The organism is Promicromonospora sp. NPDC090134 (assembly GCF_044746965.1).
Taxonomy (GTDB): domain Bacteria; phylum Actinomycetota; class Actinomycetes; order Actinomycetales; family Cellulomonadaceae; genus Promicromonospora.
Genome location: NZ_JBIVCZ010000011.1, coordinates 177794 through 194721, shown reverse-complemented (window position 1 = coordinate 194721; position 16928 = coordinate 177794). Strand labels below are relative to the sequence as shown.

The following is a 16928-nucleotide window of genomic DNA, read 5'->3' as shown; positions in this document are numbered from 1 at the left end:
ATGAGCCGCCGAGTCAGCGGGTTGGTCACACGCCGCTAGCGCAGGAGGGCCTTGCCGCTCTCCAGGGTGATCACCACGGCGCCCTGCGTGCAGCGCGACAGGAGCTCCGCGGGCCAGTCGCCCGTGAGCGGCACCGCCTCGACGTCCCGGCCGGCCTCGCCGCCGGCCCCGTCGGCGCCGTCGCCCGGGCGCAAGCCCGTCACCCGCGACGTCCCGCCCCGGCCCAGCCGCTCCCGGACCGGTTCGGGGCGGTCGAAGAACCAGTGCGTCGGCGCGTTGGAGTCCAGCGCGTCCGCGAGCCGCTCCAGGTCCCGGGCCGCGAGCCGCAGCACGGGGGCCACCCAGGCGGCGTTCTCGGTCACCATCGCCTCGGTGCGCCGCGGGTCGGTGAACCCGACCCGGGTCCCGTCGCGGAACGAGCCCGCGGCCAGCCGCAGCGCCACGTCCCGCACGGGCGCGCCGGCCACGGCGCCGAGGAGCTGGTTGGCCAGCACGTGCGGCACGTGGGACACGAGCGCGACGGCCTCGTCGTGCAGCTCGTCGGTCAGCACCGCCGCCGTGCCGCCCAGCGGGCCCGTGACCAGGCCCAGCACCTGCAGCAGGCGCTCCGGATCGGTCCCGGCCGTCACCGTCACCGCCCACGGGACGCCCTGCATCAGCTCCGCCGACGACGCCGCGAACCCGCTGTGCTCGGTCCCCGACATCGGGTGCGCCCCGACGTACCGCTCCCCCAGCCCCGCCTCGGCGACCGCCTCCCGGACCGGGCCCTTGACCGACCCCACGTCGGTCACCGTCGGGTCCCAGCCCGGCTCGTCCGCCAGCGCCTCGGCCAGCTCCGCGGCCACCGACCGCATGGCGCGCAGCGGCGCGGCGAGCACCACGAGATCCGGCCGGTTCGCGGCCAGCCGCGCGACGTCGTCGGCCACCGTGAGGCCCGCCGCGCGCGCCTCGCCGCCCGAGACGGGATCCGTCGCGACCACGGGCACGCCCGCTGCCTGCAGGGCGCGGGCGAGCGAGCCCCCGACCAGCCCCAGCCCGACGACGCCGACGCTCACCACAGCAGGCCCCGCTCGCGGTCCTCCGCGGAGTCCTTCGCCGACACGGAGCCGACCGGCACGTGGTCCGGGTCGAGCACGCCCTCGAGCGCCCGGAAGCCCGCCCCGGCCGGGAACAGGCCGAGCGTCTTGAGGGAGTCACCGGCGGCGAGCAGGTCGCTCAGCATCTCCCGCGCGCCCCGGTCCCACGGCGCCTCGTCGAAGGTCACCACGAACGCGTACTTGCTCTCCTGGGCCTTGACCGGCCGGGTGATCAGGCTCGACATGTTCACGCCCCGGTCGCCGAACGCCGCGGTGATCCGCGCCAGCACGCCCGGACCGGTCACCGAGGGGGTGATCGCCAGCATCGTCTTCCAGTCCGTGGCGCCCGCGGCGCGGGACCGCGCCAGGTGCGCCGCGGCCGCGCTGCGCCGGGTCAGCACGAGGAACCGGGTCCGGCCGCCCTTGAAGTCCTCCACCGCCTTCGCGTACGTCTGGAGCCCGTACAGCTCGCCGCAGATCGTGGGCCCCAGGGCGATCGTCCCCGGTCCGGCGTCGCGGCAGGCCGCCGCGTTGGACGACGCCGGGGCGGTCGCCAGCCCCGTGCCGGTCACGAAGCCGGAGCACTGCGCCAGGCCGTGCGGGTGCGCCGACACCTCCGTCAGGTCGCCGTGGCCGGGCCGCACGAAGGCATCGAACGAGACGTCGAGGGCCACCTCGTCGACGGCGACGACGTCCGCGCTGGACAGCAGCGCGTCCAGGGACGGCACCACGTAGCCCTCCACGGAGGACTCGATCGCCACCACGCCCACGTCCGCGCCGCCGGCCGCCACGACGTCGTGCACGTCCTTGACGGTGTCCAGCGGCTCGGCGGCCACGTCGTCGTCGGGCCCGCCGTGCCGGCGCGCCCACTCCAACGCCGCCTGGTGGGTGAACGTGCCCTCCGGGCCCAGGTACGCCACCCGGGTGCCGCCCGCCGGGCGGCCGCCCGGCGCCGTCATGCCCATCGAGGGGTCAGGGCGTCCGGCCCGGGCACGAACGCCTCGCCCGGCAGCACGGCCAGCGTGCGGTGCGCGACGCCGCGCTCGGTCAGCGCCCCGACCAGCACGCTCAGCGTCTGCGAGGTGGGGCACGAGAACGACGCGAAGAACACGTGCGGCCCGCCCGACGACGGCTGGCTGCGCAGGTGGTCCAGGTCGAGCCCGGCGTCCGCGATGACCGCGAGCGTGGGCTGCAGCGAGCCGAGGTGGTCGTCGGCCGGGCCGAACGCGAGCCACACCTGGGCCGGCTGGGTGAACGGGGGCCAGTCGTCGCGGGACTCCAGCAGGCCGTACCAGACCGGGCCGCCCTCGGCGAGGGCCGCGCTGTCCGGAAGCTCCGCGAAGCCCGCGGGCACCCGGGAGCGCTCGATCACCAGCGACCCGCCCTCGCCGGCGAGCGCGATGCGCTCCTCGACGCTGGTGCGGGTCGGCACCAGGCGCGGGCTCACCCCGAGGCCGCGGAGCACGCCCGCGCAGTCCCGCATGCCCGCCTCGTCGATGACGACCTGACCCACCGTGGCGTTCGCCCCGACCCAGACCCACTGGCCGGGCACGGCCACGGCCGACGTCACGATGAGCGACGGCGCGCCCTCCAGGAGGGCGCGCTCGAGGCCCGGCGCCGGGTGCTCCGGGTGTCCCAGGTGCACCACGGCCGCCAGGGCCTCGATGCTCGCGACCGTGGCGAGGGTGTCCGCCGTGGTCCCGAGGTCGAGCAGCTCGACCGGGTCGTTCCATCCCGCCATCCGCGCGGCCAGCACCGCGTGCGCGGGAGACTCCCGCTCGCTACGTCCAAGCATGTGCCGAACCTACCGCCGCGGGGGCCTCAGAGCCGCACGGGTCAGTCGCACACGACCGGGTTGTCGGGGTTGTAGGAGTGGTTGAACGAGTTCTCCTTGACGACCTTGCCGTCGTGGAGCACCTTGCGGGAGATGGTCACGGAGAAGCCGTCCTCGCCGCCCGGGTAGGCCTGGCAGTCGGACGACGAGTCGTGGATCGTCGTCTTGGGCACGATGTTCCGCTTCGCGCTCGTGTTCTCCTGCACCGTGTAGTACTTGGTGCTCCAGATCCGGACCGTGAGCTGGTTGCCCGACACGTAGGCCTGCATGACCGCGCCGTACGGGGTGTCGTTCGTGAACTTCATGTCCTTGGCGCCCACGTAGATCGTGGCCTCGCGACCCGCGGGGTAGCGCGGGAACCAGTACGAGTGCGCGTGGTGCTCCACGTCCTCGAACCCGGCGAAGAAGCCCGCGTTGAACGACGTCGTGGCCATCTGCGAGAGGCCACCGCCCACCGCCTCGACGTGCTCGCCGTTCTCGACGACGCCCGCGTCGAAGTACCCGTTCTCCAGCGTGATCGGGGCCAGCGCCTCCAGCAGGGAGAACGTCTCGCCCGGCTTGATGAGGTTGCCCGTGACCATCTGCGCCCCGCGCACCAGGTTCTGGGTGCGCACGGCCTCGTTCGTGAGCGGCGTGCTGAACTCGGAGACGACCTCCTTGACGCCCAGGGCCTCCAGCGACTCGACGGTGTCCTTGGGGTCCTGCTCGACGAGCTCGACCGACGTCTCACGGTCGTCGCCCGTCGCGGCGATCCGCACCGCCTTGCCCGCCTCGGCGGGGTCGAGCGTGGTGCCGGTCTTGCCCGCGACGACGGTCGGCTTGCCGCCCGCGAACTCGAAGTGGGCGTCGGACGGGACCTCGAGCAGGTTCGTGGTGGCGTCGACGATCGCCGCGACGGTCGCCTCCCGGTCCACGATGGTGACGAGCTGGTCATCCTTCTGCTCGAACCGGATCAGTCCGGAGAGCACCTGCGGCGAGAGCTGCGGCTGCTGGCCGCCCACCGAGACCGTGACCGGCGCCGAGACGATCTTCTGCGCCACCGCGAACTGCTTGTCGGTCTGCGCCTGGGTGATCACCGGGTCGACGGGCTCGACGGGCAGGTCGAACGGCCCGTCCTGGTGCAGCCAGCGCTCCTGGATGATGCGCGAGGTCTCGCTCGCGACGATGCGCGAGCCGTCCTTCGCGTCCGTCTTGACCGCCTGCCCGTCGACGAACCCGACGGTGCCGTCCACGGGCTCCACCGCGAGCGACTCCTCCAGGCCCGCGACCGCGGCGTCGAACTTCTCCGAGTCGATGGCGAGAACCAGCTCCTGCTCGGCACCGCCGAACATGTGCGCCCACATGCGCGCCGGGCTCAGCGAGAAGCCCGTGAGCTCCGCCGTCGTCGCCTCGGCGTCGATCGCCAGGCCGCTGGGCTCCGGGGAGAGCTGAGCCTTGCCCTCGCCCGCCGTGAGGTCGATCGGCTCCTTGAGCCGCGGGCCGAGCTGCTCCGTCAGCGCCGACGCCGCCTCCGCCTGCGTCATGCCGCCGACGTTCACGCCGGCCACGGTGGTCTCCTTGGGCACCGTGTCGCTCACGCCCCACGCCGCGAAGGCGTAGATCGCGAACAGCACGACGGCGCCGAGCACCGAGAGCAGGGCGATCTTGGGGCCACGGCTCGGCGCGCCGTCACCGGCGAGGCCGAAGAAGCCGTCCTGGCCCGCTGCGCCCGGACCGTTCGGACCCGAGGGTCCGTTGGGACCGCCGGGTCCGCCCGGACCGCCAGGCCCCTGAGGGGCCGACGTCGCGAGCGGCGTCGCCTCGGGGCGCACCGGCGCCCAGGGGCGCGCGACGCGCTGGATCGCGCCGGTCAGCGGCTTGAGGAACGGGATCTGGCCGGCCTCGGCCGTGGGCGCGGCGGCCGGGTCCGACGGCGCCGCGCCGGGGCGCGGTGCGAACGGCGGGACCGACGGCGGCGCGGGGGCCGGCGGGACGGGGGTGGCGGCGGCCGGGTCCGTCGGGGCGCCGGTCCTGGCGGCCGACTCGGTGCTGGTCGTGGTGTCCGCCTTGGCGTCGGGTGCGGTGGGCAGGGTGCCTGCGGCTGCTGTGCCTGCCGTGGCGGCGGTGCCCGCGGCTGCGGCGGTACCTGCCGCTGCGGCGGTACCTGCCGCTGCGGCGCCGGTCTTGGGCGGGCGGTCGAACGCGAAGACGCGCGGGGTGTACCCGTTCCGTGGCTTGGCGACCTTGGTCGGCGGCGTCGCGAGCTCCGCGACGACGGTCTGCAGCACGGCGACCTGGTCGGCGTCGTCGACCGCCGGCGTGGCGGGCTCGGCCTGCGCGTCGGGCGTGGTCGCGGCGGCTGGCTTGGTCGCGGCGGCGGACTTGGTCACGGCGGCGTTGGTCGCGGCGTCGGCCGCCGGGGCGGCGTTGCTCGGAGCCGCGGGCCTGGCCGCGGCGTCCGCTGCGGCCTGCACGGCAGGCTTGGCCGGCGCAGCAGACGGGTTCGCAGCAGCAGGCGGGTTCGCAGCAGCAGCCTGGGTCGACGCGGCGGGCTTGGCCGCGGCGGCAGAGGCACCCGGCGTGGCGGGCTCCCCCTCAGCGGCGGACTGGCGCGCGGCGACAGGCCGGCTCGCCGCGGAGGCGGTCGAGGTGCCGGCCAGGCGATCGGCTTCCGGCGTGCTCGCGGACGGGACCGGCTCGACCGGCGGGACGGCGGCAGCAGCCGGAACCGCACCGGCCGGAGCACCATCGGCAGGTGCTCCACCGGCCGGAACCGCCGGCGGCACGACAGGCGGGGCCGCGGCGGGCTTCTCGACGTCGGGCACGCTCGGAGCGGGCGCCGGCGACGCGGGCTCACCCGCGGCGTCTCCCGGGCGACCGGCCGCGGATGCCTCAGGGCTCGGCGTGCTCGCCCAGTCCTGCGCGGTCCCGGCGCGGGGCACGCTCGCCGCAGCGGGCGCGGCCGGAGCAGGCGCGGCCGGAGCAGGCGCGGCCGGCGCAGGCGCGGCCGGCGCAGGCGCGGCCGGCGCGGGCTCAGCCGGAGCGACCGGCGCACCAGCGGGCTCGGAGGCACCGACGGAGGGCTCGGCAGCGCCGACGGCGGGCGCCTCGACGTCCGAGGCGTCGCTCGGAGTGTTGTCGGGCGCGGCGTCGCCGGGCGCGGAGGGAACCCCTGCCGGCGGTGCGGCAGGGACGGACGGGGCCTTGGTGGGCTCGGAATGTTCCGGAGCGGTCACAGGTTCGACCTTGTCTGCGGATCGGGGAACCGGCTGAGCGGTCGGTCGACCGGCCGGTACTGCGGGCTGCGCGGCCTGGGCGGCCGACGGACGTGCCGGGGGTTGCGACGTCTGTCGCGGCACGCTGCCAGGGCGTTTCTGGTACAAGCGAGGCGGTACGGCCGGGGCAGGTTGAGCCCCGGTGTTCTCGTCTGATGTCGGCTCGAGCGGTTCGTCACGCTCGGTCGGCTGACCCATCGGCACGCTCCGTGCAACTACCCGAGACGCGGGCTCTCCGCGTCCCCAAGGGCGCACCGGACCCGCGGCGAATCCGCTGGACGGAGTCGCCCTGCCGGGCATCCTATCCAGCGAGAATCCTGCCCAAGGCCGCGTACTGGACGCCCCGAGGTGGAGGTTTCGTATCAATCCTGCCCACCATCCTGAACCACCCTGCGAAGATGGGCAGAGGTCAGGCAGCGGGCCGATCCCGGCGGGCCGGGACCTCGGCGAACCACGAGGACGGCAGGAACGCGACGACGGCGAGGATCGCCACCCCCGCGTACGACCAGACCATGCCGAGCACGCCGGCGGGGACGACGACGTCGCCCCCGGAGCCCGGCAGAGACAGGGCCTGCACGATGCCGACCCAGCCCACGCCGAACCCGAGCAGCGTGCCGTAACCGGCCCAGGCGCGCGCGAGCACGCCGGCCGCTGCCGTCAGCGCGAACGCGAGGATCAGTCCGAGGTACAGGGGATCGGCCCCGTACCGGTGCACCACCGTCCCGAGAGCGCCCATCACGACGCCGAGCGCGACGGCCAGAAGAGTGCGCACGATCGTTCGTCCGAGCGGGCGTCGGGAGGAGTTCACCCGAGCATTCTCCAGCATCCACCTGGGAGGACTCTGCATGTGTGGAACACTCCGCGGGTGAATACGCTCCAGGATCAGACGCAGCTCATCGTTCGACAGCGGATCCGCATGCTGGTCAACCAGTACGAGGTACGTGGCGCCCTGCCGGACGGCTCCGAGGGTGACCTCTACGCGTTCGCCCAGCAGAAGCGCCTGGCCTTCCGCGAGCAGGTCACGCTCTACACCGACGACACCAAGCAGGAGTCGGTGCTCGGCTTCAAGGCTCGCCAGGTGGTCGACCTCGGCGCCACCTACGACGTCGTCGACGCGGGCGACACCCCGATCGGCACGTTCCGCAAGGACTTCGCCAAGTCGCTGCTGCGCAGCACCTGGCACGTCGAGCAGCCCGGACTCGGTGTGGCCACGGGGACCGAGCGGAACCTCGGCGTCGCCGTGATCCGGCGGCTCGTCGAGATCGCCTGGCTGCCGTACCACTTCGACTTCACGATCGACGGGCGGCCCGCGTTCACCGTGGAGAAGAAGTGGGGCCTGCGCGACCGGTACGTCGTGACCATCCAGGACCCGCGGCTCGACCGTCGGCTCGTGACCGCCATGGCGATCGGCCTGGACGCCCTCCAGGAGCGCTGAGCCGGGACGCGCCCTGGGCGCGCCGTCACCGTCATCACCTTTGAGGCCCGGGTTTCTTCGCTTTGAGCACTCTCAAAGCGAAGAAACCCGGGCCTCAAAGGTGATGTGCGCGGACAGCGTGGCTCGTCATGTGAGGGGATCGACGACGACGTAGGTCTCGGTCGTGAGGATCGGTGCCAGCACCCCGTTGGACAGGGCGTACCAGCCGGCGACCGGCCCGACGGCCTGCGGCAACGCCGTCGCATGCTGCACCTGGGTGGCGTGGGCGCGCATGGCCGCGACGACCCGCCCGAGCACGCCGCCGACGTCCAGCCGCACGATCCGCTCCCCGCCGACTCGGCCCACTCCGCGGCCCACCGACATGATCGGTAGCTCGTCAGGTGATCGGTGGTCCGAGGTGCCGATCACCTGAGGTCCGGCCGACCACCCGGGCAGGTCGTTCCTCGCGAACGGCGGGAGATCCTCGTGCGGGTCCGCCGGCGTGAGGCCCTCGGCCGCGGCGAGCGCCGTCGCCTCCGGCAGGTCGGCGAGCGTCGCCCGCGCCACGCGCACCTCGGTCGCCGGGGCGACCGCCTGCCACAGCGCGGCACCGGCCCAGGGCTCGTCCGGCCGTCCGACGCCGCCCCCGGGCTCGCCCCCGCGCACCGGCTCACCGCCGCCCGGCCGCCACGCCGGGTCCGCCGCGAGCCGCAGTGCACGGACCGTCACCTCGTGGGCCCGGACGTGGTCGGGATGCCCATATCCCCCACCGGGCTCGTACGTCGCGACGACGGCGGGGCGCCGCTCGCGGATCAGCGTCGCGAGCCGCCCGGCGGGCTCGTCGAGCGGCACCCGCGCGAACGCCGTCGGCGGGGAATCGGGTGCCGGTCCGGCGACACCGGGCGCCACCCACTCCATCCCGGAGTCCTCGTACCGCACCGGGACCGCCGAACCCGCCGTCGGGCCCGGGACCACCCTGGCCGCCAGCTCGGAGACCGGCCCGGCCACGGGCCCGGAATCGGCGCCCGCAACCCCGTTTACCTGCGCATATGTCCGCGGCAGCATGTCGAGGAAGACCTGCTCGACCGCGCCGTCCACCCCGCCGCCCAGCGCCACGAGCGCGCGCGCCAGCTCGGTCTCCCGGTAGGCGCCCAGCGCGGGACCGTCGCCCTCGAGACCGGCCCGGCCCTCCGACGTCGTACCGGCCAGGGCGATGACCTCGCCGCGCTCCCCGCGCGTGCAGGTCACCACGCGGACCGGCAGCCCGGCGGCGGCGAAGGCCGCCAGCAGTCCCCCGGTCGACAAGGTCTCGTCGTCGGGATGCGCGTGCACCGCCAGCACACCCCCGGAGAACCCCCGGAAAGCACTGAGTGCTGGATCCTCGCCCTCGGAACGCGTGTTCATGGGCGAAGATCCAGCACTCAGCGACGCGTGAGCGTCAGCCGCGCTTGGCGCGAGCCGTGGCGCGGGCGCGGTCCGTGGCGTTCAGGAGCACCTTGCGGATGCGCACGACCTCGGGGGTCACCTCGACGCACTCGTCCTCCTGCGCGAACTCCAGCGACTCCTCGAGCGTGAGCTTGCGCGGCGGGATCAGGTTCTCGAAGTTGTCGGCGGTCGAGGACCGCATGTTCGTCAGCTTCTTCTCCTTGGTGATGTTGACGTCCATGTCCTCGTTGCGCGAGTTCTCGCCGACGATCATGCCCTCGTACACCTCCTGCGTGGGGTCCACGAAGAAGGAGCCGCGCTCCTGGAGGTTGATCATGGCGAACGGCGTCACCTTGCCGGAGCGGTCCGCGACGAGCGAGCCGGTGTTGCGCGACTCGATCGGGCCGTGCCACGGCTCGTAGCCCTCGGAGATCGAGGCCGCGATGCCGGTGCCGCGGGTGTCCGTGAGGAACTGCGTGCGGAAGCCGATGAGGCCGCGCGCCGGGACCATGAACTCCATGCGGACCCAGCCGGTGCCGTGGTTCGTCATGGTCTCCATGCGGCCCTTGCGCTGCGCGAGGAGCTGCGTGACCGAGCCGAGGTACTCCTCGGGCACGTCGATGGTCATGCGCTCCATCGGCTCGTTGACCTTGCCGTCGATCGTCTTGGTGACGACCTGCGGCTTGCCGACCGTGAGCTCGAAGCCCTCACGGCGCATCTGCTCCACCAGGATGGCCAGCGCCAGCTCACCGCGGCCCTGCACCTCCCAGGCGTCGGGACGCTCGGTCGGCAGCACCTTCAGCGAGACGTTACCGATGAGCTCGGAGTCGAGGCGGTCCTTGACCTGGCGGGCGGTGACCTTGTGGCCCTTGCCGCCCTTGCCCGCGAGCGGAGAGGTGTTGATACCGATGGTCATCGAGATCGCGGGGTCGTCCACCGTGATGAGCGGCAGCGGGCGCGGGTCGTCGATGTCCGTCAGCGTCTCGCCGATCATGATGTCGGCGATGCCCGCGACGGCGACGATCTCGCCGGGGCCGGCCTTGTCGGTCGGCACGCGGTCGAGCGCCTTGGTCTCCAGCAGCTCGGTGATCTTCACGCTCTGCAGGGTGCCGTCGTGGCGGGCCCACGCGACGCTCTGGCCCTTGGACAGGGTGCCGTTGTGGATCCGGAGCAGCGCGAGGCGGCCGAGGAACGGCGACGCGTCGAGGTTGGTGACGTGCGCCTGCAGCGGCACGCCCTCCTCGTAGGTCGGGGCCGGGATCTTCTCGAGGATGGTCGCGAACAGCGGCTCGAGGTCCTCGTTGCCCGGCAGGCCGCCGTCGGCGGGCTGGTCGGTGGAGGCACGGCCGGCCTTGGCCGACGCGTAGACGACGGGCACGTCGAGGATCGCGTCCAGGTCGAGGTCCTCGACCTCGTCCGACAGGTCGCCGGCGAGACCGAGCAGCAGGTCGGTCGTCTCCGCGACGACCTCGCTGATGCGGGCGTCCGGGCGGTCCACCTTGTTCACGACGACGATGACGGGCAGCTTGGCCGCCAGGGCCTTGCGCAGCACGAAGCGCGTCTGGGGCAGCGGGCCCTCGGACGCGTCGACGAGCAGCACGACGCCGTCGACCATCGACAGGCCGCGCTCGACCTCGCCGCCGAAGTCGGCGTGGCCCGGGGTGTCGATGACGTTGATGGTGATGCCGTCGGACTCACCGTTCGCCGCCGCCGCGGGACCGGAGTACCGGATCGCGGTGTTCTTGGCGAGGATCGTGATGCCCTTCTCGCGCTCGAGGTCGCCGGAGTCCATCACCCGGTCCTCGAGGTGCTGACGGGCTTCGAACGCCCCGGCCTGCCTGAGCATGGCGTCCACGAGCGTGGTCTTGCCGTGGTCGACGTGCGCCACGATCGCGACGTTACGCAGGTCGGAACGGGTCGCACGGGCCGAGGTCGGCGCGGTTGCAGGCACGGTCACGAAGCACTCATTTCCAGAAGGGAGGTCAGGGGCGCGGACTCTGGCCCGAAGGGGACCGGTCTCGCAGCACCACCCATCTTACCCGCGAATCGAAATCCCCAGGTGTCGACCGTGTCACTGTGCGGTGAACACCCCCGGACGTGTCAGACGCCCAGGTCACCGGAGTGACCTGGGCGTCTGACACGTCTGCGGGACCGCCGGAGGATCAGCCGCCGATCTCCAGGCTCGCGCCCGGGATCGCCGCCAGGAGGTCTCGCGTGTACTCCTGCTGCGGGTTGTCGAACACCTCGTCGGTGGTCGCGTGCTCCACGATGCTGCCGTCCTTCATCACGGCCACCAGGTCGGCGATCTGCCGGACCACGGCCAGGTCGTGCGTGATGAACAGGAAGGAAAGCCCGAGCTCGGCCTGCAGGTCGTTGAGCAGCGTCAGGATCTGCGCCTGGACCAGCACGTCGAGCGCCGAGACGGCCTCGTCGAGCACGAGCACCTCGGGCTTGAGCGCCAGCGCACGCGCGATCGCGATGCGCTGCCGCTGCCCGCCCGACAGCTCGTTCGGGAACCGCCGCATCGTCGCCTGCGGCAGCGACACCATGTCGAGCAGCTCGCGCACCCGCGCCTCGCGGGACTTGCGGTCGCCCACCTTGTGCAGGACGAGCGGCTCCTCGATCGACCGGAAGATCGAGTACGTCGGGTCCAGCGACCCGTACGGGTTCTGGAACACCGGCTGCACGCGACGGCGCAGCGAGAACTGCTCCTTCGCGGACATCTTCGAGACGTCCTTGCCGTCGTACATGACGGTGCCCGACGTCGGGTCGAGCAGTCCCAGCACCATGTTGGCCGCCGTCGACTTGCCGGAGCCCGACTCCCCCACCAGCGCCAGGGTGTGCCCCTTGGGCAGCGTGAAGTTGATGCCGTCCACCGCGGTGAAGTCGGTGTGCGAACCCGGCCGGGAACCACGGATGTGGAACACCTTGGTCAGGTCCTTCGCCACGACGACGTCGGGCGCCGTCGTCTCGGCCTCGTCGGCGTGCTCGGCGAGCAGGTCATCCGACTCCTGCCCGCGCTCGTGCGCGGACTGGATGCGCCGGGAGGCCAGCGACGGGGCCGAGGACACGAGCCGCTTGGTGTACTCGTGCTGCGGGTCCTTGAGGATCTGCGCCGCCGGGCCGGACTCCACGACCCTGCCCTTGTACATCACGACAAGGTGCTCGGCGCGCTCCGCGGCCAGGCCCAGGTCGTGCGTGATGAACAGGACGGCCGTGCCGAGCTCCGCCGTCAGCCCCTCCAGGTGGTCCAGGATCTTCTTCTGGACCGTCACGTCGAGGGCCGACGTCGGCTCGTCCGCGATGAGCAGCTTGGGCCGCGAGGCCAGGCCGATCGCGATGAGCGCACGCTGGCGCATGCCGCCCGAGAACTCGTGCGGGAACTGGCGGGCACGCTGGTCCGCGTCGGGCAGGCCGGCCTCGCTGAGCAGCTCGGCGACACGCGCGGTGCGCTCCGCCTTGCTGCCCTGGAAGCCGTTGGCGACGAGCGCCTCGTCGATCTGCGCGCCGATGCGCCACACCGGGTTCAGGTTGGACATCGGGTCCTGGGGCACCAGGCCGATCTCCCGGCCGCGCAGGTCCTCGAACTGCTTGCGCCCCAGTCCGACGAGCTCGCGCCCGCCGAACGAGATGGACCCGGCGGTCACCTTGCCGGTGCCCGGCAGCAGGTCGATGATCGCGTGCGCCGTCGTCGACTTGCCGGAACCCGACTCGCCCACGATCGCCACGGACTGCCCGGGGTAGACCGTGAGGTCCACGCCGCGGACGGCCTCCACGGTGCCGGTCGCCGTGGTGAACGAGATCTGCAGGTCCTTGATCTCGAGCAGCGGCGTGGTGTCGTCGCGCTTCTCGACGGGCACCGGGGCGTCCTCGGTGGTCCCGTCGGTGAGGGTGATCGTGGTGGTCATCGCTTCCTCGCCTTCGGGTCGAGGGCGTCGCGCACGACGTCGCCCATCATGATGAAGCTCAGCACGGTCAGCGCGAGCGCGGTCGCCGGGTAGATCATGATCTCCGGCGCGACCCGGATCGACGTCTGCGCCTTGGCGAGGTCGCCGCCCCACGAGACGGTCGACGTCGGCAGACCGATGCCGAGGAAGCTCAGCGTGGCCTCCGCGACGATGAACGTACCGAGCGCGACCGTCGCGTAGACGATGATCGGCGCGGCCGAGTTGGGCAGCACGTGCTTGCCGAGGATCGCGCCCCGGCCCATGCCGAGCGCCTTGGCGGCGGTGACGAACTCGCTGTTCTTCACACCGAGCACCGCACCACGCGTGATCCGGGCGATCGACGTCCAGCCGAACACCGCCAGGACCGTGGCGACGACCACTGCGTTCCGGTCGTCGAGCAGGCTCATGATGACGATCGCGGCGAGCACGAACGGCACGGCGAAGAAGATGTCGGTGAACCGGGACAGCAGGGTGTCGAGCATGCCGCCGAAGTAGCCGGCGATCGCACCGATGAGGGTGCCGATCACCACGACGAACAGCGTGGACAGGATGCCCACCGTGACCGACGCGCGCGCCCCGTAGACGGCGCGGGCGTAGATGTCGCAGCCCTGCTTGTCGAACCCGAAGATGTGGCCCGCGGTGGGCGCGCCCAGCGAGTCCTCCAGGTGGCACTCCGTGGGGCTGACCGAGGTGAACAGCCCCGGGAACACCGCCATGAGGATGACGAACACCATCAGCGCCGCGGACACCCAGAACAGCGCCCGGTGGCGCATGTCGCGCCAGGCGTCGGCCCAGAGGCTGCTCGGCGCCTCAGACGTGTCGACGGCGTCGATCACGCCGACCTTGACTACTTCCGGAGGCGCGACGAAGCGCTCCTGCCCCGGACGGGGAGTCTTCTCGTAGCGGTTGTCAGGCATAACGGATCCTCGGGTCCAGGACGGCGTAGAAGACGTCCACGAGCAGGTTGGCGAAGATGTAGACGATGACGAGCACGGTGGCCAACGACACCACCGTCACGTTCTCGCCGCGGATGATCGCCTGGTAGAGGGTTCCGCCGACGCCGTTGATGTTGAAGATTCCCTCGGTCACGATCGAGCCGGCCATGAGGTTGCCCAGGTCGATGCCGATGAAGGTGACCACCGGGATCAGCGAGTTGCGCAGCACGTGGCGCGTCATGACCTTCTCCCGCGGCAGGCCCTTGGCCCGGGCGGTCCGCACGAAGTCCGCCGTGGCGTTCTCGACGACTGACGTCCGTGTCAGGCGCAAGATGTAGGCGAACGAGGTCGTGGCAAGCACGATCGCGGGCATCAGAAGACTGATGAAATCAGGGTCACGGCCGGCGGTGATGGGCAGCCAGCCGAGCTGTACGCCGACGACGGCCTGCATCACGAAGCCGATCACGAAGGTCGGCAGCGAGATGAGCAGCAGGCTCCAGAGCAGCACCGTCGAGTCGAAGAGCTTGCCCTTGCGGATACCCGCGTACAGGCCGAAGCCGATGCCGAAGACGGTCTCGATGACGATCGCCATGAGGGCGAGCTGGAACGTCACGGGGAAGGCCTGGGCGATCACGTCGACGACGGGGCGGCCGGTGAAGGTGACGCCCATGTCGAAGGTGAAGACACCCTTGAGGAAGTAGAGGTACTGCATGAAGAACGGCTGATCCAGGTGGTACGCCTCGCGGATGGCGAGCTCGGCCGCTGGTGACAGGCCGCGTTCGCCGCCCAGTGCAGCCACGGGATCGCCGGGGCGCAGGAACACCAGCCCGTACAGCAACAGCGTGGCGCCGAGGAACACGGGGATCACCTGCAGCAGCCGGCGTCCGATGTACCAGAGCATTCGTGGGTCTCCTTGGTTGATGGCTGCGGAACATTCTCCAGGACGTCACCCGGTGTTCTGGCTCCGCACAGTGGAGGGCGGGGCGCGCAGTTCACGCGCCCCGCCCGTCACCTGGGGTGATGAGTCACGCCGGAAGACCGGACGTGATCACAGTCACTCCGACTTGGTGACCTCGTACAGGAGCGGCATGCTGTCCCAGCCGAACTCCACGTTGTCCACGTACTCGGAGTGCCCAGCGGTCGTGGAGTAGTACCACAGCGGGATACCCGGGAGGTCCTTGAACAGGATCTCCTGCGCCTTGTTGTAGAGCACGTTGGCCTCGTCCAGCGAGGGCGCGGCCGCGGCCTCCTTCAGCGCGGCGTCGAACTCGTCGCTCTCGTACCGGCCGTCGTTCGAGCCAGCCAGCGCGGCCTTGCTGTAGAGCGGGCCGAGGTAGTTCTGCAGCGACGGGTAGTCAGCCGACCAGCCGGCACGGAACAGGCCGTCAACCTTGCCGTCCGGGCCCTTGTCACGCTCGTTGAGGACCTCGTCGAAGGTCGGGTAACCGGTCATCTCGCACTTGATGTCGAGGTCGTTGATGTACCCGTTGCACACGGCCTCGACCCACGCCTGGTGGTCCGAGTCGGTGTTGGTGTGGATCGTCAGGACGTAGTCGTCCGGCAGCGGGTCCTCCTCGTTGGCCTCGTCCCAGAGGGCCTTGGCCTCCTCGGCGTTGTACGTGGTGACCTCGTTGCCCGGGATCTCACCGGTCCAGCCGTTGATGACCGGCGACGTGAAGTCGGTGGCCGGGATACGGGTGCCGGCGAAGATCGTCTCCGTGATCTGCTCACGGTTGATCGCCATGGAGAGGGCCTGACGGCGCTTGAGGCCGGCCTCGCCCTGGAACTCGGGGAGCCACTCGGGCACGGTCATGGCCGCGAAGCTGGCGGACGGCTCGCTGATGGCGCCGTCACCCAGGTCCTCCTCGAAGGTGCTCATCGCCGAGGTCGGGACGTTCTCGAGGATGTCGAGGTTCCCGCCCTGCAGGTCGGCGTACGAGGTGTTCTCGTCGGTGTAGACGATGAAGTCGAGGCCACCGTTCTGGGCCTTGCGCGGGCCGTTGTAGGCCTCGTTCGGGACCAGCTTGATCTCGGACTCGTGCTCCCAGCTCTCCAGCACGTACGGACCGTTGGTGACCGGCTTCTCGCCGAACGCCGCGGTGTCGTCGTAGTACGCGTCGGGCAGCGGGAAGTACGCCGAGTAGCCCAGGCGGATCGGGAAGTCGGACTCCGGCTGGGTCAGCTTGACCGTGAACTCGGTGTCGCTGACGACCTCGAGGCCGGACAGCGTCTCCGCGGTCGGCTCCTCGGCCATGCCGGAGACATTGCCCTCCTCGTCGAACTCGGGGACACCCTGCGCCTCGGCGAAGCCCTCGATGGGCTCGAAGAAGCCGGCGCCCTTGGCACCGTTGGGGCCGTAGCCCGCCCAGTTCCACGCGTCCACGAAGTTGGCCGCGGTGACCGGCGTGCCGTCGGACCACTCCCAGCCGTCCTGGATGGTGATGTTCCAGGTCTGGTTGTCGTCCGACTCGATCGACTCGGCGATCTCGTTGTGCACGACGCCCTCGGCGTCGTAGTAGACGAGGCCCGAGTAGAGCTGCTGGACGACGAGTCCACCCTCGGTCTCGTTGGTCATCGACCCGACGAGCGGGTTCTGGGGCTCACCGTTGCTGATCGTCACGATCCCGGTGCTGGCGCCATCGCCGGTCGCGTCGTCGCCGCTGTTGCCACCGCCACAAGCGGTCAGCACGAGCGACGAGGCGAGCGCGAACGCGCCCAGCCCCACAAGTCGCTTTCGAGGTGTCACGTGTCCTCCTGGGTAGCAGTACACCCCGGCACGGCGGGTGCCGTCCGGAGCGATGCGGACGCTTCGTTGCGCCCCGTGGTATCACGGAATAACGTAACCGCTCCCCGCACCCACCGATGACCACTACCAGGGAAACGCCACCGAGTTGTGACCATCTCGGTATGCGGGAGTAACACCGGGTAACAGTTCTGACCAGGTGGTTCTCACACCCGTAACACGACCGCCGCGAGGGCCCCGAGCAGGAAATTCACCCGTTTCCCGGGGCGATGACCCGCCCGACCAGGCCATCCGTCCGAG

Annotated in this window: 12 protein-coding genes; 1 reads left to right on the top strand and 11 read right to left on the bottom strand. The window is 71.5% G+C overall.

The window, feature by feature from the left end:
* Positions 1 to 35 precede the first annotated feature (35 nt).
* The 5 genes from ACIPN7_RS25460 to ACIPN7_RS25440 all read right to left on the bottom strand — a co-directional run bounded on the left by ACIPN7_RS25460 (position 36) and on the right by ACIPN7_RS25440 (position 6936).
* A complete protein-coding gene (locus tag ACIPN7_RS25460; RefSeq protein WP_400549158.1) occupies positions 36 to 1055 on the bottom strand; it encodes a prephenate dehydrogenase in 1020 nt (339 codons plus the stop codon).
* Positions 1052 to 2035 carry a prephenate dehydratase gene (locus tag ACIPN7_RS25455; RefSeq protein WP_400549155.1) on the bottom strand — a complete coding sequence of 328 codons (984 nt, stop codon included), beginning with the start codon at positions 2033 to 2035 and terminating at the stop codon, positions 1052 to 1054. The genes ACIPN7_RS25460 and ACIPN7_RS25455 overlap by 4 nt, the downstream gene beginning before the upstream one ends.
* On the bottom strand, positions 2032 to 2871 hold the full coding sequence (locus ACIPN7_RS25450; protein ID WP_400549153.1) for a hypothetical protein: 840 nt from the start codon (positions 2869 to 2871) through the stop codon (positions 2032 to 2034). Before ACIPN7_RS25450 ends, ACIPN7_RS25455 begins: the two co-directional genes overlap by 4 nt.
* 41 nt (positions 2872 to 2912) lie before the next feature.
* Positions 2913 to 6125: a VanW family protein gene (locus tag ACIPN7_RS25445; RefSeq protein WP_400549150.1), complete on the bottom strand. Its 3213-nt coding sequence runs from the start codon at positions 6123 to 6125 to the stop codon at positions 2913 to 2915.
* Positions 6126 to 6573: 448 nt separating this feature from the next.
* Entirely contained in the window at positions 6574 to 6936 is a 363-nt protein-coding gene (locus ACIPN7_RS25440; protein ID WP_400549147.1) for a hypothetical protein, read from the bottom strand.
* Between the two features lie 93 nt (positions 6937 to 7029).
* Here ACIPN7_RS25440 and ACIPN7_RS25435 point away from each other — a divergent pair, with 93 nt between their 5' ends.
* Positions 7030 to 7599: a hypothetical protein gene (locus ACIPN7_RS25435; protein WP_400549144.1), complete on the top strand. Its 570-nt coding sequence runs from the start codon at positions 7030 to 7032 to the stop codon at positions 7597 to 7599.
* 126 nt (positions 7600 to 7725) lie between these two features.
* On the opposite strand, the gene ACIPN7_RS25430 is transcribed toward ACIPN7_RS25435, so the two are convergent.
* The 6 genes from ACIPN7_RS25430 to ACIPN7_RS25405 all read right to left on the bottom strand — a co-directional run bounded on the left by ACIPN7_RS25430 (position 7726) and on the right by ACIPN7_RS25405 (position 16631).
* On the bottom strand, positions 7726 to 8982 hold the full coding sequence (locus tag ACIPN7_RS25430) for a PIG-L family deacetylase (protein ID WP_400549141.1): 1257 nt from the start codon (positions 8980 to 8982) through the stop codon (positions 7726 to 7728).
* Positions 8983 to 9016: 34 nt separating this feature from the next.
* Entirely contained in the window at positions 9017 to 10960 is a 1944-nt protein-coding gene (typA, locus tag ACIPN7_RS25425) for a translational GTPase TypA (protein WP_400549138.1), read from the bottom strand.
* Positions 10961 to 11165: 205 nt separating this feature from the next.
* Entirely contained in the window at positions 11166 to 12911 is a 1746-nt protein-coding gene (locus ACIPN7_RS25420; protein WP_400549135.1) for a dipeptide ABC transporter ATP-binding protein, read from the bottom strand.
* A complete protein-coding gene (locus ACIPN7_RS25415) occupies positions 12908 to 13867 on the bottom strand; it encodes an ABC transporter permease (protein ID WP_400549132.1) in 960 nt (319 codons plus the stop codon). The genes ACIPN7_RS25420 and ACIPN7_RS25415 overlap by 4 nt, the downstream gene beginning before the upstream one ends.
* A complete protein-coding gene (locus ACIPN7_RS25410) occupies positions 13860 to 14786 on the bottom strand; it encodes an ABC transporter permease (RefSeq protein ID WP_400549129.1) in 927 nt (308 codons plus the stop codon). Before ACIPN7_RS25410 ends, ACIPN7_RS25415 begins: the two co-directional genes overlap by 8 nt.
* 153 nt (positions 14787 to 14939) lie before the next feature.
* Positions 14940 to 16631, bottom strand: a complete 1692-nt coding sequence (locus ACIPN7_RS25405; RefSeq protein WP_400549126.1) for an ABC transporter substrate-binding protein — start codon at positions 16629 to 16631, stop codon at positions 14940 to 14942.
* Positions 16632 to 16928: the final 297 nt, after the last annotated feature.